Here is a 22,717-nt window from a genome sequence, read left to right as displayed (position 1 = left end):
AGCGGTAACTCGTCTGCCAATATCCGCCGGCCGAGGTCGACGTGTGGACCGACCAAATGCGGGGCATGCCAAGACCTGGTCCGCGACTTTGACGGGGGCGTAGCCAGGACCTAGACACCAAGCGCGGCCTTCAGGGCCGCGGCCGCAACGGTAGTGCCGATAGTCGTAGCACCCGCAAGCGCCCACTTTCCTGCCTGTCTTAGATGCTGTACTGCACGCGGTCCGTCGCCGTCACTTGCAGCAACCTGCGCCTTGCTGATGGAAGCAACAGATTCATCCTGCTCGGGCGTCTCAGCTTCCTGCCGTAGATGCGCCCGAAGTCTCTTCAATTCGTCGGTCAGCGCCTCAATGTCGACATTAGGGGCTGCTCCTTGCCAGATTTGCTGAAAGTTGACGTTCTCCGCTTTGGCGTATCTGCCCACCGCGCCTGCTTGGCCAACGTTATAGTTCTCGCTCATGCTGGTCCTAATTTCTACGATCGAATCCGACACATGCAGTATCTGCTGCTTGTCCATCTTTGCCAGATCATTGGCTACCAACAGACGACTTTCAATTATATCTAGCACGCGCAAAAGAACTGTAATTTCATCAGGCTTTTCCGCGTCAGTCATTCGGTTGACCGGATTCTGTCGCTAGGCCTCCGCGTCTAGTGGCTCCATCCAACATCTTCAAGATCTGTTTGCTCGTCGGGTGATTTGGGCCAAGCCTTTGTTCGGAAAGCCTTGTTGCCCTTTGCAATAAAGTTATCCCCTCGGTGTATCGGCCCAGAGCGAAGTAGGCCGTGGCCAAGTTGGCCAGGTGAATGGCAACCTCGGGGTCGTCGGGTCCTACGGCATCCTCAATGATGCTGAGTGCCCGTTCAAAGAGGGGTGCGGCGTCGGCCGACCTACCGAGGGCACTGTAGTTTGTGGCGAGGTTGCCCAAATAGGAGGCGACGATAGGGTGGCTCGGGCCAAATGTGCGTTCCGCGATGCGTTGGGCGCGTTCAGATAACGGCACCGCTTCGGCGGGCCGCCCCAAGTCGAAGTAGCTGGTTGCTAGATTGCCTAGGTAGGTTGCCACGTCGGGATGGTCTGGGCCGAAAGCTGCCTCAGCGATCTCAAGCGCCCGCTGCTGCAACGGCACCGCCTCGCTCGACCGCCCCAAAGCTGAATAGGCGGTCGCCAGGTTTCCGAGATGAATTGCGACGTCGGGGTGATCAGGTCCGAGAGTCATTTCGATCAGTGCTAGAGCCCGCTGGAAAAGGGGCACCGCCTCGGCCGGTCGACCCAGAGCGCGGTAACTGGTCGCAAGGTTACCCAAATAGGTTGCCACGACTGGGTGGTCTGGGCCGAGAGCCGCCTCAGCGATCCCAAGCGCCCGCTGCTGCAACGGCACCGCCTCCGCCGACCGACCCAAAGCGCGGTAACTGGTCGCAAGGTTACCCAAATAGGTTGCCACATCGGGGTGGTCTGGGCCGAGAGCCGCCTCAGCGATCCCAAGCGCCCGCTGCTGCAACGGCACCGCCTCCGCCGGTCGACCCAAGTTGAAATAGCTGCTTGCCAGGTTTCCCAGGGCCGCAGCAAGGGCTGGATCATCGGGACCTAGAGCGGACTCTGCCAAGGTCAATGCGCGCTGAAACAGAGAGGTTGCCTCACCATGCCGACCAATAGCTGAGTAGCTTGTTGCCAAATTTCCTAGAGCGGGAATTAGGTCTGGACTATCGGAGTCGTGAGTAGATTCCGTGATCGCCAAGGCCCGTTGAAAGAGGGGGACTGCCTCGCTAACTCGGCCACGAGTAGACAGGCTAGTCGCTAAGTTGCCCAGTTTTGCGGCAAGAGCGGGATCGGTAGTGTCGGCTTCATCATTGGCGACATGCTGGCGGTAGGCCCCCACATCCGGCCGGCCATCTCCCGTACTAACAATCCCGGAGTTGGCACCGATCGCGACGGAACGTTGCCCTGATGCCGTAACGGAAAAGTCGGCAGAAGGCAGTATTGTGGCCACTTCCCGGGCAAGATCAGAATCCGCGTTGAGAGCCTTGCGAAGCTGCAGCCTAAACGCTGCAACGCTGTCCTCTTCCCCCGCAACAAGATCAAGGATTGCGTTCTCGATCATCTGCCGCGATTTCTCGCCACGCAGGATGCGTTTGAGCAGTCGACGTCCAATATCCAACGCTGTGCCAGGCGCTTCGGAAGCGTCGGTCTCCGGCATGGTGTCCAGTGTTTTCATCCCGTAGGCGGTGACTGCAGAGATGACGTACGGCGTTGCCGCAGAGGCGACCTGTATTGTGTCGAGTTCCACCGAACCTGCATACACCGGACAGCCGGTGCAGGGAAGCGCCGATCGGGCATCGGACGTGGGATCTCCCATCGCCGATGAAGTTGCTCGGCTGCGGGGCGGCGTCGTAGATGAACAGACGAGATCAGCAAAGCATCCCGTCACCCTCGACCCGCCCACCGTGGGAGCGGGGCACCGTCGGCGCCCGCCGCGTCAAGACGGCCTTGACGCTAGGCAGCCAGGCCGGTGGTTACCGGCGGGGGTCTGCTCGGCTTTGCCCGGGGCGATGGTGGCGAGGTGCGCGCATCCCGGAGCCGGGAGAGCCCCCGCCGGAGGCGCGCTAACCGCGACTGAGCCGAAGTGTCTGGCGCGCAACGTCCTGGCGCGAGCAGCTCGGCCCCGTCGCCCAGGCTGTGCGGTCCGGCTGCTCGCACGCCCTTCTGTGCTGTGCCAGTCCAGCTCACCAGCGGCCCAGGTCGTCCGCCCTACACGCCAGCCAGCGGGCGATGGCGTGGCCGAGCGAACGCTTCACCGGCAGTCGGCCCGGCCGTCGGTCGTCGCCGGTCAACACCAGCAAGACAACGGGCACGGCAAGGACGCGCTGCACGATTGGCTGTGCGTTGACAACGGTCAGTGTGACGCCGTTGTTGGTCGCGCGGTCGTGGGCGCGCACGAGTGCCGTGATGCCCGTCGAGTCCATGAACGTCACGCCGCCCCTGCCGGCACGGCATCACGCGACGCACCCTTGGAGGCGGTGAGGTCGGAGCGCCTCGGCACCGCGGAAGAGTCGGCGATGACGATCAGGAACCCGAAGGAGATGCTGCCGATGAGTGCACGCCCACCCCGGCCACCCGACGGTGATCCGCAACTGCGACTCGTGCTTGTCGTACTGGCGGCGCCGGTCGTCGGGATCATCGTCGCCCTTCTCGTAACCGCCGACGGAGGAGCACTTCCAAGCGCAGTTCTCGGGGGAGGCGCTTCGTCAGCCGGCACGGTGGCACTCATGTTGTCGGCGCTGAGTTACCTGCATGGGTAGCCTCGGCGCTGCTCAGGGTTGCTGCGGATGCCTATTCATGATCTGCCGTGCTGAGTTGCGAACACGATCGCGGAGTAATAGGCGGGGTTGTGAAGTGTCGGTTGTCTGACAGTTGAGCGCCGGTGCCGCGGTTTCTGTCGTACCTGTCTGCTTTGCTGAGCGCCGTCATGATTTCGTCAATGCGGGTACCCCTAGATCGTTTCCGCATCGAATAGTACGCCGGCCATTCGGACTTCTTGAGGAGGTTTCACAAGTGTCGGCAGCCTGTCCTCTTTGGGCTCACACTCCGCCAGTTGGCGCTGGCCCCTGGCATTCCCTGGATGCACACCTGCGAGCGACGGCCGAACTAGGGCACCGTTTCGCCGCTCCGTTCGGTGGAGGTGGTGTCGCGTATTGGCTCGGACGGCTTCACGATCTTGGAAAAGCGAGTCAAGCCTGGCAAAAGCGTCTCGCGGCCGTTGCTAGCGCCAGCGAGAAAGTGGGAATTGATCACAAGGTGGCCGGTGCCCGACTCGGGTTCGATCGAGGCCTCCGTGGCTTCGCCGTGGCGATTCTCGGCCATCACGGCGGATTGGTGGATGTTCCTTCCTTGCGCAGGGAGTTCGCCAAAGGTAGCGACGTGAATGATGTTGATGCGCTGAGTTCGCTGCCGGGTCTCCTCCCAGATCTTCCCGATGATCTTTCGGCGATGGTGCCGACGGCGTGGCTACAAGATTTGTTGGTGGGCGAGCTGGGCGCGCGGATGTGTTTCAGTGCGCTGGTGGACGCCGATTTCCTGGACACTGAGGCCCATTTCCGTCAGCTCGCTGCTCCCCGGCTGGCTGCGGAACCGGACTTCGCGCTGTTGATGGAGCGGTTCGAAGCGGCCCGGGTTCGGTCGCTGGAGGGTCGTCGTAGCTCGTCGATCGATGTGATGCGGGAGAAGGTCTACGCCGACTGCGTATCGGCTGCGGCGTTGCCGCCCGGAATCTTCCGGCTGCCGGCGCCGACGGGTTCGGGTAAGACGCTGGCCGCGGCGGGGTTCGGATTGCAGCATGCGGCCACGCACGGCCATCGGAGGGTGATCGTCGCGGTGCCGTTCTTGACGATCACGGAACAGAACGCGGCCGTCTACCGGGACCTCTTGGCAGACAGCAGCGGCGGCAGGGGACAGGTGGTGCTGGAGCACCACAGTGGTGTCGATTTGGATGCGGAAGGTCGTGGTCCTTGGGATCGGCTGGCCGCGGAGAACTGGGACGCACCGTTCGTGGTGACGACGTTCGTGCGACTGTTCGAGTCGCTGTTCGGGCGGAAACCCTCGGCGATGCGCCGGGTGCATCGGTTGGCTGGTGCGGTGATCGTCCTCGATGAGATCCAGGCTCTGCCGCACGCGATGCTGGCGCCGATCCTGGATGGGCTGCGGCTGCTGGTGAAGCATTTCGGGACGACGGTGGTGTTGTCGTCGGCGACGCAGCCGGACTTCTGGGCGTTGCGGGAGTTCGACGATCTCGATCCGGTCGATCTTGTTGACGATTCGAAAGGGCTGGCGCAACGGCTGCGGCGGGTCCGTTTCGAGTGGCAGGTGGATCCTGGGCCGTCGCTGGCGGATATCGCCGCGCAGGCGGCGGCAATGGATGCGGCGCTGGTCGTGGTGAACACGACCGCCGACGCGGCCACGGTCTATGACGGCTGGCGTGACCTGCCCGATGGGGAGGCGTGGCATCTGTCCACTCGAATGTGTCCTCGGCATCGACGGGCGGTGCTGGAGACGGTACGGGCGCGGTTGACGGCTGGGCAGCGAACGTTGCTGGTGTCGACTCAGTTGATCGAAGCTGGGGTGGATCTTGATTTTCCGGTGGTTTTCCGTGCGGTGGCGCCGGTGGATTCGTTGTTGCAGGCGGCCGGGCGGGCCAACCGGGACGGCAGGATGGCTGAGCTTGGCCGGGTGGTCATCTTCAACCCGTCCGACGGCGGCATGCCACCGGGTTACCGGATCGCGGTCGATCAGACGCTGCTGCATTTCGGCCCGGGAAAGAAGCAGCCGGACGACCTTGACGCGCATCCCGCCTACTACCAAGGGCTGTATGACGCGTTGGCGCTGCACGACTCGGCGCACGTGGGACAGCGCATCCAGGCCGCCCGCCGTCGCTGGGAGTTCCAGACGGTCGCGGACGGGCCGATGGATCCCCGCACCAAGGCACGTGATCGTTGCTTGGCGTTTCGGATGATCAGCGATTCCGGCGTCTCGGTGGTCACCCCGCAAGCGGCCCAGGGCGCAAAGCGCAGTGAGGTTCGTGCGCTGATCGAGCGGCTCGGCGGCGACCAGCCGTCGGCAGCCGATTTCCGCAGGCTGCAGCCGTACGTCACCAATCTGCATCCGAGCCTGCTCCAGCGGCCGGACGTCGTCGCGCAACTCGCCCCGATCAAAGGTGTTCTGGGTCCGGGCGGCCTCGCGGAATGGCTGGGCGGCTACGACGAGGCGACCGGTATCAACCTCGATCCGGCAGTAGAGGAGTTTCTGCTATGACAAGCCATCCCCACCAGGCCTCGCCCGCTCTGGTGCTGCCTCGCGACAGTAACGGTGACCCCCCTGTCGTGGTCCAGGTCGCCGGTGAGGCGGCGTTGTTCTCCCGCCCGGAGTTGAAGGTTGAGCGGGTCAGCTATCCGGTGATGACACCGCCCGCTGCGGTGGGCGTGCTGGAGGCCATCTTCTGGAAGCCGGAGATGCGTTACCAGGTGGTCGCGATCGAGGTGCTGCGCCCGATCCGGCAGTTCTCGGTGCGGCGCAACGAAACCACCGACGTAGCACCGTTGTCGGACGCGATCCGGGGGGTACGACGCGTTGACACGGTCGCTAACCGCGACCAGCGCAACGCGGTATGCCTGCGCGACGTGGCTTACCGGATCCACGCTCACATTCACGTCCAGGCGCACGCCGACCGGCGGCCGGCCGCCTACCGCGACCAGTTCCGCCGCCGGGTCCGGCGGGGCGCCTGTTTCCAGCAGCCGTTCCTCGGCACCAGGGAGTTCTCCGCAGACTTCGGCGACAGCGACGACACGCCACGGCTGACCGACCTGAACCAAGAGATCGGCATCATGCTGCACTCCATTCACCGCGACAGCGGCGGCAGCGCCCGGATGCAGTGGTTCGCCGCCGGCATCAAGCAGGGTGTGTTGCATGTCCCGGAGCACGGCATGGAGTTGGCCCTGCCAACTGGTGGGGGCCTCTGATGCTGTTACAGCGGCTGGTCGAGTACGCCAATGCCACCGCCGACGCGGATGACGTTGCACTGTTCTACCGGCGCAAACCGGTGCGGTGGTTGCTTGACATCTCCGCGGACGGCACCCTGCGAGGCAAGCCGACCGACCTGGCCGACGCCGACAGCAAATTCGGGCCGCGCCGACCCGTACCGGCCATCACCCGCACGGTCGGGATCGCACCGACGCTGGCGGTGGACAACGCCGAATACGTCCTGGGATGGGCATTCGAGGGCTCGAACCCCGCCCGACTCCCCAAACAGGCAGCGGCTTTCCGGCAATTGATCGAGGACTGGGCAGCTACCGACCCGAAGGGGCCTGGCACGGCGATCGCCGCGTTCTACCGCGACGGCCACCACCTCACCGTTGACCACAACGACTTCCCTGCCTGGGGCCGAGGCGACCTCGCCGCGTTCCGCGTCGACCAGGTCTGGGCCTGCAACACCCCATCGGCAGTCAGCTACTGGGCCCAAGTCGCCGGCGACCGGAAAGGCTCGGGAAACACCGGACTGTGCATGGTGTGCCAGCGTGTCCAACCGCTGTTGAAGACCATCCCGCAACAGATTCCCCGCCGGCTTCTGCCCGGCGCGAAGCAGAGCGCCTCACTGGTCAGCGTCAACGAGGCTGTGCACGGCTACGAACTGCAAAAGTTCCTCGGACACACGCCCATCTGCGCCGACTGTGCCCTGAAATTCATGGGCACGCTGGAAACACTGCTGTCGGACCAGTCGCACAGCTACACCCTGCCCGGTCAGAACGCCCGCCTGGTCTGGTGGGTCACCGGCGGGCCAACATTCGACCCGATGGGCCCCTTGGAACAACCCGACCCGGCGCACATCCGAGACATGATGGCCGCCCCGGTCGACGCCTCCGGACCGGGCGGGGACGACCTGTCGCTGTACTGCTCGGTGACCCTCGGCGGCAACGTCGCCCGGGTCGTCGTCCGTGACTGGATCGAGATACCCGTCCCGCAGGTGAAAGCCAACCTGCTGCGCTGGTTCACCGACCACGAGATCATCGATGCCTGGACCGGCGACACCGCCCGCATCAGCCTCGCGCAACTGGCCAGGGCGACCGGCCGCTGGCAGAACAACCGCGGCCGCGCCGGCGAATGGGTCAAGTTCGGTGGCTCCGGCGAGGATCGCCCGTCCGGTGTCTTTCATGCGTTGCTGCGCTCAGCGCTACTCGGCAGACCGCTGCCGCCCAGCCTGCTCGCCCACCTACTGCACCGCGTCCGCACCGACGGACGCATCGATACAGCCCGGGCAGCCCTGATCCGGCTCGCCCTGCGCCGCCCACCTCACCGCAGAGAGGCCCTGATGCCCACCCTCGACCTCACGAACCCCGACGCCGCCTACCACTGCGGCCGTGCCTTCGCCATCCTCGACGAGCTGCAACGCGCCGTGTTCCGGGCCGCGAAGCAGCCACTCAACACCAGCTTCGCCCAGCGCTACCTGGGCCGGGCCATCATCAACCCGCGAGCGGCCCTGATCTCAGGGCAACGCACCGCCCCCGCCTGGCTGCGCCGGCTCGGCGGCCCGCTGCACCGTCCCGGATCGGCAACCGCCTACCAGCAGCGACTGGACGACGTGTACTCCCAGATCGCCCAGCGCGGCGGATTCCCCGCTCAGGCCCTGCTCGTCCAGCAGGGCAACTTCATCCTCGGCTACCACCAGCAGCGCGCCGACATGCACGCCGAACGCGCCGCAGCGGCAGAGGCCAAGAAGAACCCCGTCAATCAGGACCCCGAACCCGGCACCAACGACGAACCGCAAGGAGACCCAGCATGACCGCCGCCCACCTCGACCCCGCCCGCCGTCACGACGCCGTGTTGCTGTTCGAGGTGATGGACGGCAACCCCAACGGGGATCCAGACGCGGGTAACCAACCACGCATCGACGACGAGACCGGCCAGGGCCTGGTCACTGACGTCGCCCTCAAACGCAAGATCCGCGACACCGTCTCGCTGATCCACGGCGGCGACCCCAACTACGGCATCTTCGTCGAGGCCGGGCACGCCCTCAACACCCGCATCGAAGAGGCACTCAAAGCCAACCCCGGCAAAAGTGATGACGCCAAGGCGTGGCTGTGCGAACACTACTTCGACATCCGCATGTTCGGCGGCGTGCTCAGCACCGGAGCCGTCAAGGGTGGCGCCGGCCAGGTCCGCGGACCGGTGCAGCTGACCTTCGCCCGCAGCATCGATCCCGTGCTCCCCACCGATCACACCATCACCCGGGTCACCCAGACCCGGCAGGAAGACGTCGACAAAGGGGAGAGCACCGAGATCGGCTCCAAGTGGACCGTCCCGTACGGCCTTTACCGTGCACACCTGTTTCACTCCGCGTCCCGCGCGGCCAAGACCGGGGTCACCGAGCAGGACCTGGCCGCCCTGTGGCAGGCCATCACCGTGATGTTCGACCACGACCGGTCCGCCAGCCGCGGTGAGATGGCACTCTGCGGCCTCTACGTGTTCAGCCACCCCGACGCCTACGGCACCCAGCCCGCCAAAGCCCTCACCAGTCGGCTCACCCTCCAACGCAACGACCCCGAAAAGGCACCCCGCGCGCTCACCGATTACCGTCGTGAATGGGCCGACACCCCACTGGCCGACGGCATCGACCTCACCACGATCGTCGACCTCTGGCCGTGACTTCAGATGTCTGCGGACGGCCCACCTTAGGTCCGCCCGCAGACAGGGCTGCGTGTTGCCTACGTCCCAAAGGTGGTGGGTAGATGAGCTGGTGGCCCAACGGGGACGAAGACGCGTCTCGCCTTCCGATCTCCGCGCTGGAGCACTACGCGTACTGTCCCCGGCAGGCCGCCCTCATCCACGTCGAAGGCATCTTCACCGACGATGTGAATACCGTGCGCGGACATCTGGCCCACGAACGGGTGGACCGGCCCGGCATCCGGGCCACCTCCACCCCCGGCGCCAGGCAGCACTACGCCGTACCCGATCTATAGCCAGGCTCTGGGGCTCTACGGCCGCTGCGACGTCGTGGAGATCGGCCACGGCACCGCCGTGCCGATCGAGCACAAGATCGGCACCTACCGTCCGGGCGGCCCCGCCGACCTGCAAGCCGCCGCCCAGGCACTGTGCCTGCGCGAAACACTCGACCTCGAAGTCCCGTACGCGCAGGTGTTCACCCACGCCGACCGGCGCCGCCACCGCGTCGACCTCACCTCGGACGTCATCGACACGATCACCGGAATCGTCGCCGACCTCCGTACCGCCCTTGCCGCCCCGCAACTGCCGGCGCCGGTAGCTGACCGCCGCTGTCGGCGCTGCTCACTGCTCGACGACTGCCTGCCACGCGCCTTGCACGACCCCGCCGACCTGTTCACACCACGACCGCTGGGAACCTGGGATGCCTGAGATCATCAAAAACACGTTGTATGTGATGACACCCGGCTCCAGCCTGCACCTAGACAACGACGCCGTCCGCGTCTTCCACCCCGAAGCCGGCCCGAAACGGCTTCCACTGATCCGCATCGACCATGTCGTGGCCTTCGGCGGGGTCACCATCACCGACGACCTGCTCCACCGCTGCGCCGCCGACCAGCGCACCGTCACCTGGCTATCGGGCAACGGCCGGTTCCGCGCGCGGGTGATCGGTCCTCAGGCCGGTAACCCACTGCTGCGGGTAGCCCAGCACGACGCTCTGCGCGACCCGGTCCGGCGGCCGGGCATCTGCCGGGCCATCGTCGCCGGAAAGCTGCAGAACACCCGCCAGCTGTTACTCAAGGCAGCCGCCGACGCCTCCGGAACCCGGCAACAAACCCTACGCGCCACTGCTTCCGCCATCGCCGACGACCTGACCAGCTTGCCCGGCACCGACAACACCAACGTGATCCTCGGCATCGAAGGACAGGCCGCGAAACGATATGTGGCCAGCTGGCGGCACCTGGTCGTCGAGCAGGCCGACATCACCGCGCCCACTCACCGGGCAAGCCGGCCACCCACCGATCCGGTCAACGCCGCACTGTCCTTCGGGTACGGCATGCTGCGCGTCGCCGTGCACGGCGCGCTCGAACACGTCGGCCTCGACCCGTACATCGGCTACCTGCACGGGATCCGGCCCGGCAAACCCGCACTCGCGCTGGACCTCATGGAGGAGATGCGGCACCTGCTCGTCGACCGGCACGTCTTCACAGCTATCAACCGCCGGCAACTGAAACCCGCACACTTCGCCCGGCATCCCGGCGGCGGATGCGAGCTGAACGAGGACGGCCGGAGAGCGTTTCTCACTCTGTGGAGCGAGGGCCGGGCCCGCAACTGGCCACACCAGCAGCTCGGCCGCGACGTGCCCGCCGCGACCTTGCCGATCTTGCAAGCACGGCTCCTGGCCAGGTACCTACGCGGCGACACCACCACCTACACACCATGGAATCCGACATGATGGAATACCTGCTCACCTACGACGTCGACACCACCACCCCTGCCGGTCAACGCCGCCTGCGCCGCGTCGCGAAGACCTGCGAGGGGTACGGCATCCGCGTTCAGAAATCCGTCTTCGAAGTGGCTTGCACCGCGGCCCAGCTACCCAAGCTCAAACAGAAGCTGATCGACATCATCGACCAGGCCGTCGACGACATCCGGCTGTACCGCCTCACCGCAGGCACACTACAGACTGTAGAGCGCCTCGGCCGAGCCCAACTTGCCCCTCACCACGGCGACCACATCCTCTAAGGGGGATCTAGGAACCCCAAGCTCGACCGAAACACCTGAGAGGTTCCGCGCCCCAAAAATATGCAAAACGGTCAGATGGCCGCCGAGGACACCGAAAACGGCTCTGCCGTCTCGTATCTTTCCTGTTCGCGAAGCCCAGCGCCGACGGTTCGCCGTCGGCGAGGATCTCAACGCGCCGGCGATGGTCTGTAACAGCGTCATCATCCCGGCCAGCGCCGACGGTTCGCCGTCGGCGAGGATCTCAACATCCCGGTGCGCTCGGAGACCGGGATGAAACCCGCCCAGCGCCGACGGTTCGCTGTCGGCGAGGATCTCAACGATGTTTCCGCCGACCTGAATGACTTCCAGTTGCCAGCCAGCGCCGACGGTTCGCCGTCGGCGAGGATCTCAACGCCCTGCAGCAACTCGGCAAGCCCTACGTCTACGGCACCCAGCGCCGACGGTTCGCCGTCGGCGAGGATCTCAACCGATGTGGGCCTGCTGGGGTCGAGGCCACTCGGCGTCCGCCAGCGCCGACGGTTCGCCGTCGGCGAGGATCTCAACTCCCCCGCGCCGGCGCTGGATTGGTATCCGCGGGCGGCCAGCGCCGACGGTTCGCCGTCGGCGAGGATCTCAACTTCGCCCTGAACCTGGACGTGTACGACCAGACCCCAGCGCCGACGGTTCGCCGTCGGCGAGGATCTCAACAACGACAAGCTGAGCGTGGCGTTCAACCGGACCGGCCAGCGCCGACGGTTCGCCGTCGGCGAGGATCTCAACTCTCTGACAGCCTGCGCCGCCCGTAGAGCGCCCGCCCAGCGCCGACGGTTCGCCGTCGGCGAGGATCTCAACATCTGGTGCTTGTAGTAGCGGCCGCCGATCTGGCGGCCAGCGCCGACGGTTCGCCGTCGGCGAGGATCTCAACCGGCTCACCCGCCGATCGGGTCGCGATGGTGACCGTGACCCAGCGCCGACGGTTCGCCGTCGGCGAGGATCTCAACCCAAGACGGACGTCAGGATGACGCCGTGGGCGGTCCAGCGCCGACGGTTCGCCGTCGGCGAGGATCTCAACCGTAGACAGGCAAGCCTCGTCCGTTTGGTGGTCCGGCCAGCGCCGACGGTTCGCCGTCGGCGAGGATCTCAACGCTCCACGCGATGCGGCAAGCGTAGGCATGCCACCTCCAGCGCCGACGGTTCGCCGTCGGCGAGGATCTCAACGGTGATGCCTTCGATGATTTGGTCGATGACGCCGACCAGCGCCGACGGTTCGCCGTCGGCGAGGATCTCAACTTCGCCCCGGCCGCTAGGCCGTGTACCGCTGGCTAAGCCAGCGCCGACGGTTCGCCGTCGGCGAGGATCTCAACGTCCTGGTCTCCGATGGCCGGGCCGATGCGGCGGCCCCCAGCGCCGACGGTTCGCCGTCGGCGAGGATCTCAACATTTTCGCCTGCGTGCGCACGTCTCCGTCGACATGGGCCAGCGCCGACGGTTCGCCGTCGGCGAGGATCTCAACCTGGGTGTCCGCGACGGCCGCGCGGATCTGGTCGGGGGTCCAGCGCCGACGGTTCGCCGTCGGCGAGGATCTCAACGCGCTGCTCAGCGCGTCATGCTGCGGCCCTGTCGGCCAGCCCCGACGGTTCGCCGTCGGCGAGGATCTCAACTTGCCACCCTCAGCGACGTTGACCCGCCGGACCCGCGGCCAGCGCCGACGGTTCGCCGTCGGCGAGGATCTCAACGTGATCGGTCTGGTGTGGCTGGTCCGCCGCGTCGGCCAGCGCCGACGGTTGGCCGTCGGCGAGGATCTCAACGACGTTGTGTCTGTGTGCCCAACATCTGCGGGAACCAGCGCCGACGGTTCGCCGTCGGCGAGGATCTCAACATCTTCCAGCCGGGGATCTTCGACTTGAAGAACTCGACCCAGCGCCGACGGTTCGCCGTCGGCGAGGATCTCAACGCCCGCCCGGGCCGCGAGGCCGGCTCGTCACCCACCAGCGCCGACGGTTCGCCGTCGGCGAGGATCTCAACATCGCGCCGTGCAGGAACGGGGCTGCGACACCACGGATCCAGCGCCGTCGGCGAGGATCTCAACCAGCGCCTCGTTCGTTTCCAGCTCGGTCTTTTTTCGCCAGCGCCGACGGTTCGCCGTCGGCGAGGATCTCAACTCGATCTTTTCGCGAGTCTTGTCGAGGCCATCGGACCCAGCGCCGACGGTTCGCCGTCGGCGAGGATCTCAACACGCTGGCCGGAGTCCCCGGTCCGGGCTGGACGGTGCCAGCGCCGACGGTTCGCCGTCGGCGAGGATCTCAACTTGCCGGTGGTCCGGTAGCGTTCGAAGTCGCCGAGCCAGCGCCGACGGTTCGCCGTCGGCAGGGATCTCAACACCTCACCACTGGACACCTACCGGAGCCGGCGGTGATCCAGCGCCGGATCATCTCCTGCAGGGCGGCGACACGCCCAGCGCCGACGGTTCGCCGTCGGCGAGGATCTCAACAAGACGGTGATGCGTGACCCGCGCATCCACAAGTGGCCAGCGCCGACGGTTTGCCGTGGGCGACGATCTCAACACCGCCGAACAGGTGGACTCCCACTGGATCCGTGCCAGCGCCGAACAGTGTCGGGCTCACGTAATGGGCCTACCGCCCCGCTCGTCGTCCCCCATCAGAAAGATCGACGATCCTGGTGGCCCGCTCGTCGTACTCGTCTCGCGCGCGGCGACAGCCGAAACCCGCAGCGAGGTGTGGGGTGCCACTTCAGGGCAATGGCGCTGGCCTGGGCAAATGCCCTGCGGCAGGCTCGGCGGTGTGGTGGTTCATGCGATCGCGTTGCCGATAGTTCGCCGTGTTCTGGGTGTGCTGAGTTGCGGTCCGACACCGAACGCCGATGCTGTCAAGCCCGGGGCTTGACAGATTGTCAAACGTTCACCCACCAGGGGAACCTCTAGACACACAGCCCTGCGCCATGATCCTTTGGTTCGTATGCCGTAGCCTCAGCTCCACCGTTCACACCAGGTTGTCCCGCTTGCGGGTTAACGCGGGGGTTCGTGGTTGAACGCGCGCGGGGTCAGGCCGCCGCGTCGTCGTGTTCCTTGCCGAACTTCCATCGCCAGTCGAGGCGGTGCCGACCGAACGGGCGCCGGTTGCCCTTGCCTGCTGGGATGAGTCGGATGTCGGCCACGGTGCGGATGATGTCGCGTTTGACGGCTACCTCGTCGCCCAGTTCGGCCCACGCCGCGACCGCCTCAGCACCGATCCGGCCGCGCAGCACGGGCGGGATTCCCGCCTCGGCGGCGCGGGCGTCGTGCGCGGCGATCTGGGAGAGGAGCCCCTTTTCCGCGCGGGCGAACGAGATCGGGGTGACATCGCCGGCCTCGGCGAGTTTGCGCCAGTCTTCCAGATCGGTGCGCAGCCGAGCGGCTTCGGCGCGGGCGTGCGACACGTCGGCGTCGGTGGCGGTCTGCGCGGTCAACATCTCGTAGATGTCCGGCCGTGACAGCCACGCCACCACCACCCGTTGCACGTACTCGTCCATCAGCTCCATCGGCGCCGCCGCGCACCGCTTTTTGAGGCATGTGTACAGCTCACCGGTCCAGCCGCGCCGGGTCACGCTCTGCTTGGAGGTGGGGCCGCCGCACACCGAGCACGTCACGATGTAGGACAGCAGATGCACCGCCCGTCCCGGCCGCGTCGTCGTCCGGGACGGGTCTTGAAGCAAGCGGACGGCCGCCCAATAGCTGTCCTCGCTGACCAGGCCGTCCCACATGCCGTCCCCGATGATCTCCCCACGCAGGACGCGCTTACCGATGTAGGCCGGGTTCAACGCCATCTTGCGGATCACGCTGCGCCGCCACGCCGAGCCTTCCGGGGACGGGATACCACGGGCGTTCAGCTCGTCCTCGATGGTGATCAACGGAGTCCCGCTGGTCACCTTGTCGAAGATCTCCCGCACGATTCCCGCACGGGTGAACTCGCACACCACGCCGTCCGATGCCGTGGCGGTGCGAACTTCGGTGTCGGGCTCCTGGCGCTCCAACGCCCGGGTGCGGGTGTGATAAATCCGCCGATACCCGTAGGTGACCTTGCCGTGCGGGCGGCCCGCCTCGGCCGCACCGACGATCCCGCGCAGCACGTTGTCGCGGATCGAGTCGGCCAACCATTCCGCCTGCACGGCTTGGAAGCCGAGCATCATCCGGTCGTTCTTATCGCGCAGGTCGTACAGCACCCCGCCGACAAGCCAGAAGTTCAACCCGACCTGCGTGCACAGGTCCCGGATCTGCACGTACACGGCAAGGTCACGCTGATTGCGGGAGATCTCCCACACCACCAGCACATCGAACCTGCCCGCACGGATCGCATCCATCAACAGCTCGAACTGCGGGCGTTCCTTCGTCGCGTGCCGCGACGCGGACCGGTCGTTGTCGGTGAACGTCGCGGACTCGACCCACCCGTTGCGGTTGATCTCCGCAACGTTCAGCTTGCCCTGATCACCGACGCTCTTACCCTGCTCCTTCTTGTCCTGACTCGCCCGCTGATACCGCCCCGCGCGCACCTCAGCACCACCGGCCAACAGCGCCGCCTTACTGTCGAACCGAACCGCGTTCGCCGCCCGTGTCGTCCGCCGTACCATCGACCAGAGTCCCTTCCGATCGCGCCCCTTACCCGATACCGTCAACCTTAGCAGCTAACACCCCTTGGGAGTGCCGGGCGTGCAGTCGAGCAGCGTGGCCACCTCGTCGACCGGCTGGTCGTAGAGGAAGCGCATGACCAGCACGGCCCGCTGCCGCGGTGGCAGCCGACGCAGCGCTCCGATCAGCACCGACCGATCCTCCGGGCCGCTCGCCGCCGAGAACGGCAGGTCGGGGACGGTCGCGGTGAGCCGGATCCGGGCCCAGGGCGAACGCCGCTCGACCAGGAACTGGCGCAGCAGCATCTTGCGCACATACGCGTCCAGATGCTCGACGCCGCGCACCCCGGACCATTTCGTATAGAGCTTGACCAGGGTGTTCTGCACCAGGTCGGCGGCCCGATGGCGGTCGCCGCTCAGCATGAAGGCCAGGCGTTGCAGCCGCGCCAGGCTCGCCTCGGCGTACTCGACGTACTCGCGCTCCCACTCCGCGCGCATCGGCACCCCCCACGGTTTTGCTCGCCGCCCGGTCAATGCGCCGACCGCACCCCGAGGTTGCCCGGGCCGGAGGATTTATCCGACCACCGTGCCGCCGACGCCGGTGCGGCCGTCCGGCACGCCCACCAGCTCGACGTTCACGCCGGCCCGGACCTGCTCCCGGGCCCACTCAAATTACCTTTGACATCAAAGCTGATGAGGGGGCTGGCCCCGGCTCAGCGACGCACGGTCGTGGACACGATCCTGGCCTACGAGGCCGCGCTCACCCCCGGGCCCTAGCGACGGTCCGCGGCGGGCTTCCCGGGTCGCAGAACGAGTGCGGCTCCGGGTGGGCCGGCAGCCGGGACGGCACCAGCAGATAGGCCAGCACGCCGCCGGCCACCATCAGCCCGGCGCAGATCAGCATCGCGTTGCGATAGACCGGATGCAGCGACGACGCCTCGGTCAGGCTGCCGCCGCCGATTCCCGCCGCCAGCGGCAGCACCGCCACCGAGAGCAGTCCGGCGGCCCGCGCCACCGCGTTGTTCACGCCGCTGGCGATGCCCGCGTAGCGGTCCTCCAGAGCGCCCAGCGCGGTCGCGGTCAGCGGCGCCACCAGCAGCGACAGGCCCAGGCCGAGGATCACGACGGCGGGCAGCACGAGCTTGAAATAGGACGCGCCCGAGCCGACGAAGGAGAACAACACCAGGGCGACCGCGCAGACGAGCGGGCCCACGGTCATCGGGATCCGCGGCCCGATCCGCTGGCCGAGCGCGCCCGCCCGCGCCGACAGCAGCAGCATCAGCGCGGTGGCCGGCAGCAGCGAGATCCCGCCGGCCAGCGGCGAATATCCGGCCACCACCTGCAGGTTGAGCACCACCAGGAAGAACACGCCACCGTTCGCCGCATAGACCAGGAAGGTGACCAGGTTGGCCCCGCTGAACGACTTCGACCGGAAGATCGCCAGCGGCAGCATCGGGTGCGCCGACCGCCGCTCGGCCAGCACGAACGCGGTCAATCCCAGCACTCCGGCGGCCAGCGACAGCAGCACCGCGGGGCTGCCCGGCCCGTGTTCCGGCCAGGCGGTGAAGCCATAGGTCAGGCCGCCCAGCCCGATCGCGCCGGTCAGCACTCCCGCCACGTCGATCTGCCGGGCCGCGCCCGGATCGCGCGACTCCGGCACGTGCCGGGCCGTCACGATCAACACCAACACCGCGATGGGTACGTTGATCAGAAAGATCAGCCGCCAGTCGGCGAGCTCGACCAGCCACCCGCCGAGAAACGGCCCGAGCGCCCCGCCGATGCCGCCCAGCCCCGACCAGGCGCCGATCGCCCGTGACCGGTCCTCCTTGGCGAAGGACGCCTCCAGGATCGCCAGCGCCCCCGGCGTGAGCAGGGCGCCCCCGATGCCCTGCAGCACCCGCGCGGCGATCAGCGTCTCCACGTTCGGCGCGATCCCGCAGAGCAGCGACGCCACCGCGAACCAGCCCACTCCGATCAGGAACAGCCGCTTGCGCCCGAACCGGTCGCCGAGCGAACCCCCGAGCAGGATCAGCGACGCGAGGCTCAGCGCGTAGCCGTTGACCGTCCACTGCAGACCGGCCGCGTCCGCTTCGAGATCACGCCCGATCGCCGGCAGCGCGATGTTGACGACGGTCGAGTCGATGAACGCGAGGCTGGACCCGAGCACGGTCGCCAGCAACACCCAGCGACCGGACGCGGAACCATATTTGAGCAGGCCATCTGGCATGCCCGCCATGATTCACGGGCCGGCCCCTCAGCGGAAGTCCGCCACGTGGTCGGCCGCCCATTCGGTGAACGTCCGCGCCGGATGGCCGGTCACCCGGGCGACCGTGTCGGTGACCGGCTCGCCGCGGCCGACCAGCGACGCCCAATAGGTGAGCGCGCCGTCCACGAAACCCTCGTCGCCCCACTCCATCAGCAGCTGCTCGCGGGCCAGGCCGGACGGCAGCTCGACCCAGCGGACCGGCCGCCCGATCGCCTCCCCGATCAGCCGCACCTGCTCGGCCTGGGTGACGTTGGCCGGCCCGGTCAGCTCCAGGCGCTGCCCGACCAGGTCGTCGGTGAGCAACGCCCGCACGGCCACGTCCGCGATGTCCTTCTCATGGATCAAAGACCGAGACGCTTCCCCGTACGGCCACCGCACCTCGCCGCCGTCCCGGATCATGTCGGCCCAGCCCAGCGTGTTGGTCGCGAAGCCACCGGGGCGCAGGAACACCCAATCGGCGCCGGAGGCTTCGACGGCCTTCTCCACGGTGCCCCAGAAGCCGCTCTCGGCGCCCAGCGCGGAGAGGTAGACGACCTTCTTGACGCCGGCGGTGATCGCGGCGACGGCGGCCTCGATGCCGGGCACGGATGGCCCGGGCCAGACCAGGAAGACAGCGTCGACGTCGTCCAGCGCCGGCCGCAGGGTGACCGGATCGGTGAGGTCGGCGTGCACGTCGCCGCCGTGCCGTGCGGTGGTGCGTACCGGTGCGCCGGCCCGGCGCACGGCGAGCGCCACTTCACGTCCGACGTTGCCGGTCCCTCCGAAGACGAGAATCATCTGCTGACCCTCGTACCTGAAGCCGGGTTGAGGTCAAGCGATCCGGAGCCGGGGGCGCGCCGCCTCGATCCGGGGCCGGTGCAGGGCGTGCCGTGCGGCCAGCATGGCCGCGCCGGCCGCCGACGCCGAGCGACCCGGCGAGCAGGCCCGGCGCAGCAGCAGGTTGTCGATCCGGGTGCCCAGCTCGGAGCGGTGGAACGGCTTGGTCAGGTAGTCGTCCGCGCCGGCCTCCATGGCGGCCAGGATGCGGTGGTCGTTGACGTCCGCGGTGACGAACATGACCGGCAGGGCGGCGGTCTCCGGGCACTGCCGCAGCCGCGCGCAGAACTCGATGCCGGACTCGCCGGGCATCCGCACGTCGAGCAGCACCGCGTCCACGCCGCCGGCGTCCAGCAGCCGCCGGGCCTCGTTCGTGTCGGCGGCCTCGAGCACCTGGTGGCCGAAACGAGGGAGAGCGAGCGACATCAGCTCCCGGTGGTCGGCGTCGTCGTCGGTGATGAGCACGGTTGCCACGGCCTACCTCCTCACGGTCGTTCGTCAGGTCTGTTCGGCACAGCCCGGAATGCCGCTGAGGGGTTGTGCCGAACGAGATTCCTGAGTCCGGTGATGCGTGTTCGTGCGCAGAGCTAGCCGGCCGCGACCGGCTCCCGCAGGTCGGTGGGGGTCGGTGTGTCGCCGGGGTGTTGCGTATCTGTGTGCAGAGCAAGCGCACGGGAGCGGCGGCGGGCGAGGTGGCGGATCAGCTCGACCAGGCCGGTGATGCCGACCGACAGGCCGATGCCGAGGGCCAGCCCCATGACCGGATTGGCCGCGAAGGCCGCGCCGCCGATCAGGCCGATCACGCCGCTGTAGGTGGCCCAGATCGCCGCGGCCAGCGCCGTGGCGGCCGAGAACCGGCGCAGCGGGTAGCCCGCCGAACCGCAGGCCAGGGTCACCGCGGTGCGGCCGCCGGGGATGAACCGCGCGGCCACCAGCATGGTGCCACCACGGCGGTCGAGCTGCCGGGAGATCCGATCCACCGCCTTGCGCAACCGCGGCGATCGGTTCAGCAGCCGCGGTCCGAGGACGCTGCGCCCGATCGCGTAGGAGATGTGGTCGCCCACGAACGCGCCGGCCGCCGCGGCCGCGATCACCAGCGGCAGGTTCACGCCGCCGGTGGAAGCCGCGAAGACGCCGGCCGCGATGATCGCGCTCTCCGACGGGATCAGCGGGAACAGCACGTCGAGCGCGGCCAGGCCGCCGGTCACCGGATAGAGCAGCGGCGACGTCATCAGGGGTTCGACGTAGGCCATGACGTCCATCAGGCACCTACCTTCATGGGTTCCGGCCGGGCTGCCGGCTGCCGAACGGGCAGTTCGGCGCGCTGGGCACTCAGGTCACGGCCGATCAGGGCCAGCAGGACGAGCATCGTCGCGAAGAGCGCGCGCTCGGCCAGGCCGGCATAGGGGACGACGTCGCCGCCGAGCAGCACGGCGGGCCCGTGCGCCGCGCCGAACAGGGCCGCGCCGCCGGCCGTCGCCCAGGCCGCCGTCCGCGCCGCGCGGCTGCGGGCCATCAGCAGACCCACGAGCGGGGGTACGACCGCCACGACGGCCGCGCCGTAGCGGTGCACGACGGCGGCGTCGGTGAGCTCGGTCCCGGGCAGGTTGGTGGGGAACACCACGATCGCCACCAGCGACAACGCCCACCCCCCGAGCAACGCCTGCACCAGCCGTGGCCGTGGACCACGGCGGGCCGCGGCGGCGAGCACGCCCGCCACCACGACCAGCGCCGCACACGCCGTGCCCAGCAGCACCGCGCCGGTCGGCGAGACCACCGAGTCGCTGAGCATGCGCTGCAGCGGGTTGATCGGCGCGACCAGGTGCATCGCGGTGGCGGCCAGCACCACCACGACGATGGCCGCGTCGATCAGTCGCCGGGAGGTCATGCTGAGTGGTCTCAGGCATGCCCTCCTGGCCCTACGCTCCGCTTCGGTGCAGTCGGTCATGCCGCGGCCAGGAGGTGGACCGGCTGCGAGCGCAGGGCGTACAGGCGCTCGAACGCCGCCACGGTCGCCGCGATGTCGTGGTGCTCGGCGATTGCTCTGCTGCGTACCCCCATCGCCTTTGCCTTGTCGTGGTCGGCCAGCACGGTCACCAGGTGGCCGGCCAGCGCGTCCGCATCGCCCGGCGGGAACAGGAAGCCGTTGTGCCCGTGGTGCACGAGGTGCGGGAGGGCGGACGCGTGCGCGCCGAGCACCGGCAGGCCGCACGCCATCGCCTCCAGCACCACCAGGCTCTGCAGCTCGGCGGTGCCGGCGTTGACGAAGACATCCGCGGCCGCATAGGCGCCGGGCAGATCCGCGTCGTCCACGAAGCCGGTGCAGATCAGCGCGTCGGCGACGCCCAGCCGGGCCGCCAGCGACTCCAGCCGATGCTGCTGGTCGCCCTTGCCGATCAGCACGAGCTGCGCGTCGGCGATCCGGCGGCGCACCGCGGGCAGGGCCCGGACCAGCACGTCCAGGTTCTTCTCCTTGTCCAGCCGGCCGACGTAGGCGATCGTCGGCCGCTGCGGCACGCGGTACTTCAGCCGGAAGCCACTCGCCCCGCCGCCGCTGCCGAATCTGGACAGGTCCATGCCGCAGGAGATCGGCAGCACCGGGCCGGGCACGCCGTTGCGCTCGGCCAGCTCGGCGGCGTACGGCGTGGGCGCGGTCACCACGTCGGCGCCGGTGAACACCCGCGCGGCGTCCGCCCACGCCCAGCGCTGCACCTTCTCCAGCGTGCGACCGCGCACCGGCAGGTAGTGCGACAGGTTCTCGGGCATGAAGTGGTTGGTCGCCACCACCGGGATGCCGAGCTCGTTCGCCGCCTCGACCAGCGCCCGGCAGAGGAAGAAGTGGCTCTGCACGTGCACCACGTCCGGCTCGACGAACTGCAGGATCCGGCGGGCGGCGCGCACCAGGCCGACCGGCGCGCAGAACCGGAAACCCTTGCGCCGCAACACCGGCATCGACCGGACCCGGTGCTCGACCACGCCGTCGGCGAACACCGTGCGGCTCTCCGCGCTGGTCGCCGGGCAGACCACGTGCACTTCATGCGATGCCGCGAGCGCGTGGGCCAGCCGCTGGGCGAAGTAGGAGGCGCCGTTGACGTCGGGGGCGTAGGTGTCGGCGCCGATCAGGATCTTCATGATGAGGTTTCCCTTCAGATGCTTGTCAGAGGTCGAAATCGGCGACCGGCCCAGCGCCGGATCGCGAGGTGGATCAACCCCACGGCGACGGCGAGGCCGGCCGTAAGGGCCAGGGCGGTGGCGGGGGAGTCGAGCAGGTCGGCGGCCTGCCGGCCGAAGAGCATGCCGAGGCCGAGCAGCACGACCGCGCGGACCGCGCTGCCGGCCGCGACCCAGCTCACGAAGCGGCGGTACGGCACCTTGGCGAGCCCGGCCGCGAGGAACGCCGGCACCGCCGCGATGTCCACCGCCTTGGCCCCGGCGACGACCTTCGGCAGGTTGTCGTGCAGCGCGGCGGTGAGCCGCACCTTGCGCTTCTCGGTCAGCCCGAGGAAGCGCAGCACCCGGGCCATCCGTGGGCGCGTGCCGAACCGGCCGAGCAGATAGATCGCGCTGTCCGCGGTCACGTCCGCGACCACGACGATCAGCAGGATCGGCCAGAACGCCGCGATCCCGGCGCCGACCAGCGACCCGGCCAGCACCGTGGCGGCCGGCCCTTCGGCCAGCACCAGCGGTCCCAGCAGCGAGTACGGGTGGTCCAGCACCGCGTTCCACAACACCTGCGCCACATCCATGCCGGTGACTCTGGGTTCGCGGTTGCGCCCGGCACGTCCCTCGCAGGTATCGAGCGGGATACCTCC

General features: G+C 67.9%; 20 protein-coding genes and 2 CRISPR repeat arrays. Of the genes, 8 read left to right on the top strand and 12 right to left on the bottom strand.

The window, feature by feature from the left end; translation table 11 throughout:
* Window positions 1-110: 110 nt before the first annotated feature.
* From ACZ6TI_RS16935 to ACZ6TI_RS16925, 3 genes are all read right to left on the bottom strand, one after another.
* Complete coding sequence (locus ACZ6TI_RS16935; protein ID WP_465345990.1) at window positions 111-611, bottom strand: hypothetical protein; 501 nt, start codon at window positions 609-611, stop codon at window positions 111-113.
* Window positions 604-2,283 carry a tetratricopeptide repeat protein gene (locus tag ACZ6TI_RS16930; protein ID WP_465345989.1) on the bottom strand — a complete coding sequence of 560 codons (1,680 nt, stop codon included), beginning with the start codon at window positions 2,281-2,283 and terminating at the stop codon, window positions 604-606. Before ACZ6TI_RS16930 ends, ACZ6TI_RS16935 begins: the two co-directional genes overlap by 8 nt.
* A gap of 436 nt (window positions 2,284-2,719) precedes the next feature.
* Window positions 2,720-2,959, bottom strand: a complete 240-nt coding sequence (locus ACZ6TI_RS16925; RefSeq protein ID WP_465346314.1) for an STAS domain-containing protein — start codon at window positions 2,957-2,959, stop codon at window positions 2,720-2,722.
* Between the two features lie 589 nt (window positions 2,960-3,548).
* Here ACZ6TI_RS16925 and cas3 point away from each other — a divergent pair.
* The 8 genes from cas3 to cas2 all read left to right on the top strand — a co-directional run bounded on the left by cas3 (window position 3,549) and on the right by cas2 (window position 11,225).
* Window positions 3,549-5,801: a CRISPR-associated helicase Cas3' gene (gene cas3 / locus ACZ6TI_RS16920; protein WP_465345988.1), complete on the top strand. Its 2,253-nt coding sequence runs from the start codon at window positions 3,549-3,551 to the stop codon at window positions 5,799-5,801.
* A complete protein-coding gene (gene cas5c, locus ACZ6TI_RS16915; RefSeq protein ID WP_465345987.1) occupies window positions 5,798-6,505 on the top strand; it encodes a type I-C CRISPR-associated protein Cas5c in 708 nt (235 codons plus the stop codon). The genes cas3 and cas5c overlap by 4 nt, the downstream gene beginning before the upstream one ends.
* Complete coding sequence (gene cas8c / locus ACZ6TI_RS16910) at window positions 6,505-8,322, top strand: type I-C CRISPR-associated protein Cas8c/Csd1 (RefSeq protein ID WP_465345986.1); 1,818 nt, start codon at window positions 6,505-6,507, stop codon at window positions 8,320-8,322. The genes cas5c and cas8c overlap by 1 nt, the downstream gene beginning before the upstream one ends.
* Complete coding sequence (gene cas7c / locus ACZ6TI_RS16905; RefSeq protein ID WP_465345985.1) at window positions 8,319-9,185, top strand: type I-C CRISPR-associated protein Cas7/Csd2; 867 nt, start codon at window positions 8,319-8,321, stop codon at window positions 9,183-9,185. The genes cas8c and cas7c overlap by 4 nt, the downstream gene beginning before the upstream one ends.
* Before the next feature lie 83 nt (window positions 9,186-9,268).
* Window positions 9,269-9,499: a CRISPR-associated protein Cas4 gene (locus tag ACZ6TI_RS16900; protein ID WP_465345984.1), complete on the top strand. Its 231-nt coding sequence runs from the start codon at window positions 9,269-9,271 to the stop codon at window positions 9,497-9,499.
* 34 nt (window positions 9,500-9,533) lie between these two features.
* A complete protein-coding gene (locus ACZ6TI_RS16895; RefSeq protein WP_465345983.1) occupies window positions 9,534-9,911 on the top strand; it encodes a CRISPR-associated protein Cas4 in 378 nt (125 codons plus the stop codon).
* On the top strand, window positions 9,904-10,935 hold the full coding sequence (cas1c, locus tag ACZ6TI_RS16890) for a type I-C CRISPR-associated endonuclease Cas1c (RefSeq protein ID WP_465345982.1): 1,032 nt from the start codon (window positions 9,904-9,906) through the stop codon (window positions 10,933-10,935). Before ACZ6TI_RS16895 ends, cas1c begins: the two co-directional genes overlap by 8 nt.
* On the top strand, window positions 10,932-11,225 hold the full coding sequence (cas2, locus tag ACZ6TI_RS16885) for a CRISPR-associated endonuclease Cas2 (RefSeq protein WP_465345981.1): 294 nt from the start codon (window positions 10,932-10,934) through the stop codon (window positions 11,223-11,225). The genes cas1c and cas2 overlap by 4 nt, the downstream gene beginning before the upstream one ends.
* 135 nt (window positions 11,226-11,360) lie before the next feature.
* Window positions 11,361-13,228: a CRISPR direct-repeat array (repeat unit 37 nt; unit sequence CCAGCGCCGACGGTTCGCCGTCGGCGAGGATCTCAAC).
* A 99-nt stretch (window positions 13,229-13,327) separates the two neighbouring features.
* A CRISPR array of direct repeats spans window positions 13,328-13,767; the repeat unit is 37 nt; unit sequence CCAGCGCCGACGGTTCGCCGTCGGCGAGGATCTCAAC.
* Between the two features lie 496 nt (window positions 13,768-14,263).
* Here the strand turns inward: cas2 and ACZ6TI_RS16880 are convergent.
* The 9 genes from ACZ6TI_RS16880 to ACZ6TI_RS16840 form a co-directional block, all read right to left on the bottom strand.
* Window positions 14,264-15,748 (bottom strand): recombinase family protein, encoded by a 1,485-nt coding sequence (locus tag ACZ6TI_RS16880; RefSeq protein ID WP_465345980.1) that lies wholly within the window; start codon window positions 15,746-15,748, stop codon window positions 14,264-14,266.
* Between the two features lie 132 nt (window positions 15,749-15,880).
* Window positions 15,881-16,321: a sigma-70 family RNA polymerase sigma factor gene (locus ACZ6TI_RS16875; protein ID WP_465345979.1), complete on the bottom strand. Its 441-nt coding sequence runs from the start codon at window positions 16,319-16,321 to the stop codon at window positions 15,881-15,883.
* Between the two features lie 262 nt (window positions 16,322-16,583).
* Window positions 16,584-18,050: a DHA2 family efflux MFS transporter permease subunit gene (locus ACZ6TI_RS16870; RefSeq protein ID WP_465345978.1), complete on the bottom strand. Its 1,467-nt coding sequence runs from the start codon at window positions 18,048-18,050 to the stop codon at window positions 16,584-16,586.
* Between the two features lie 27 nt (window positions 18,051-18,077).
* Window positions 18,078-18,866: an NAD(P)H-binding protein gene (locus tag ACZ6TI_RS16865; RefSeq protein WP_465345977.1), complete on the bottom strand. Its 789-nt coding sequence runs from the start codon at window positions 18,864-18,866 to the stop codon at window positions 18,078-18,080.
* 33 nt (window positions 18,867-18,899) lie between these two features.
* A complete protein-coding gene (locus tag ACZ6TI_RS16860; protein ID WP_465345976.1) occupies window positions 18,900-19,379 on the bottom strand; it encodes a response regulator transcription factor in 480 nt (159 codons plus the stop codon).
* A 113-nt stretch (window positions 19,380-19,492) separates the two neighbouring features.
* Window positions 19,493-20,167 (bottom strand): DedA family protein, encoded by a 675-nt coding sequence (locus ACZ6TI_RS16855; RefSeq protein WP_465345975.1) that lies wholly within the window; start codon window positions 20,165-20,167, stop codon window positions 19,493-19,495.
* Window positions 20,167-20,793, bottom strand: a complete 627-nt coding sequence (locus tag ACZ6TI_RS16850) for a DUF998 domain-containing protein (RefSeq protein ID WP_465345974.1) — start codon at window positions 20,791-20,793, stop codon at window positions 20,167-20,169. The genes ACZ6TI_RS16855 and ACZ6TI_RS16850 overlap by 1 nt, the downstream gene beginning before the upstream one ends.
* Before the next feature lie 56 nt (window positions 20,794-20,849).
* A complete protein-coding gene (locus ACZ6TI_RS16845; RefSeq protein ID WP_465345973.1) occupies window positions 20,850-22,037 on the bottom strand; it encodes a glycosyltransferase in 1,188 nt (395 codons plus the stop codon).
* A gap of 14 nt (window positions 22,038-22,051) precedes the next feature.
* Entirely contained in the window at window positions 22,052-22,651 is a 600-nt protein-coding gene (locus tag ACZ6TI_RS16840; RefSeq protein ID WP_465345972.1) for a DedA family protein, read from the bottom strand.
* Window positions 22,652-22,717: the final 66 nt, after the last annotated feature.

It is taken from the genome of Actinoplanes sp. NPDC051388, from assembly GCF_055586225.1.
The sequence above is the reverse complement of the archived record's forward strand: the minus strand, read 5'-3'. Positions and strand labels throughout refer to the sequence as shown.

Bases quoted from the DNA above. Each gene is read 5' to 3' on its own strand.
- ACZ6TI_RS16935 (WP_465345990.1), bottom strand. From the start codon at position 611: ATGACTGACGCGGAAAAGCCTGATGAAATTACAGTTCTTTTGCGCGTG.
- cas1c (WP_465345982.1), top strand. From the start codon at position 9,904: ATGCCTGAGATCATCAAAAACACGTTGTATGTGATGACACCCGGCTCC.
- ACZ6TI_RS16870 (WP_465345978.1), bottom strand. From the start codon at position 18,050: ATGCCAGATGGCCTGCTCAAATATGGTTCCGCGTCCGGTCGCTGGGTG.
- ACZ6TI_RS16840 (WP_465345972.1), bottom strand. From the start codon at position 22,651: ATGGATGTGGCGCAGGTGTTGTGGAACGCGGTGCTGGACCACCCGTAC.
- ACZ6TI_RS16875 (WP_465345979.1), bottom strand. From the start codon at position 16,321: ATGCGCGCGGAGTGGGAGCGCGAGTACGTCGAGTACGCCGAGGCGAGC.
- cas8c (WP_465345986.1), top strand. From the start codon at position 6,505: ATGCTGTTACAGCGGCTGGTCGAGTACGCCAATGCCACCGCCGACGCG.
- cas7c (WP_465345985.1), top strand. From the start codon at position 8,319: ATGACCGCCGCCCACCTCGACCCCGCCCGCCGTCACGACGCCGTGTTG.
- ACZ6TI_RS16850 (WP_465345974.1), bottom strand. From the start codon at position 20,793: ATGACCTCCCGGCGACTGATCGACGCGGCCATCGTCGTGGTGGTGCTG.
- ACZ6TI_RS16925 (WP_465346314.1), bottom strand. From the start codon at position 2,959: ATGGACTCGACGGGCATCACGGCACTCGTGCGCGCCCACGACCGCGCG.
- cas5c (WP_465345987.1), top strand. From the start codon at position 5,798: ATGACAAGCCATCCCCACCAGGCCTCGCCCGCTCTGGTGCTGCCTCGC.
- ACZ6TI_RS16865 (WP_465345977.1), bottom strand. From the start codon at position 18,866: ATGATTCTCGTCTTCGGAGGGACCGGCAACGTCGGACGTGAAGTGGCG.
- cas2 (WP_465345981.1), top strand. From the start codon at position 10,932: ATGATGGAATACCTGCTCACCTACGACGTCGACACCACCACCCCTGCC.
- ACZ6TI_RS16855 (WP_465345975.1), bottom strand. From the start codon at position 20,167: ATGGACGTCATGGCCTACGTCGAACCCCTGATGACGTCGCCGCTGCTC.
- ACZ6TI_RS16900 (WP_465345984.1), top strand. From the start codon at position 9,269: ATGAGCTGGTGGCCCAACGGGGACGAAGACGCGTCTCGCCTTCCGATC.
- ACZ6TI_RS16845 (WP_465345973.1), bottom strand. From the start codon at position 22,037: ATGAAGATCCTGATCGGCGCCGACACCTACGCCCCCGACGTCAACGGC.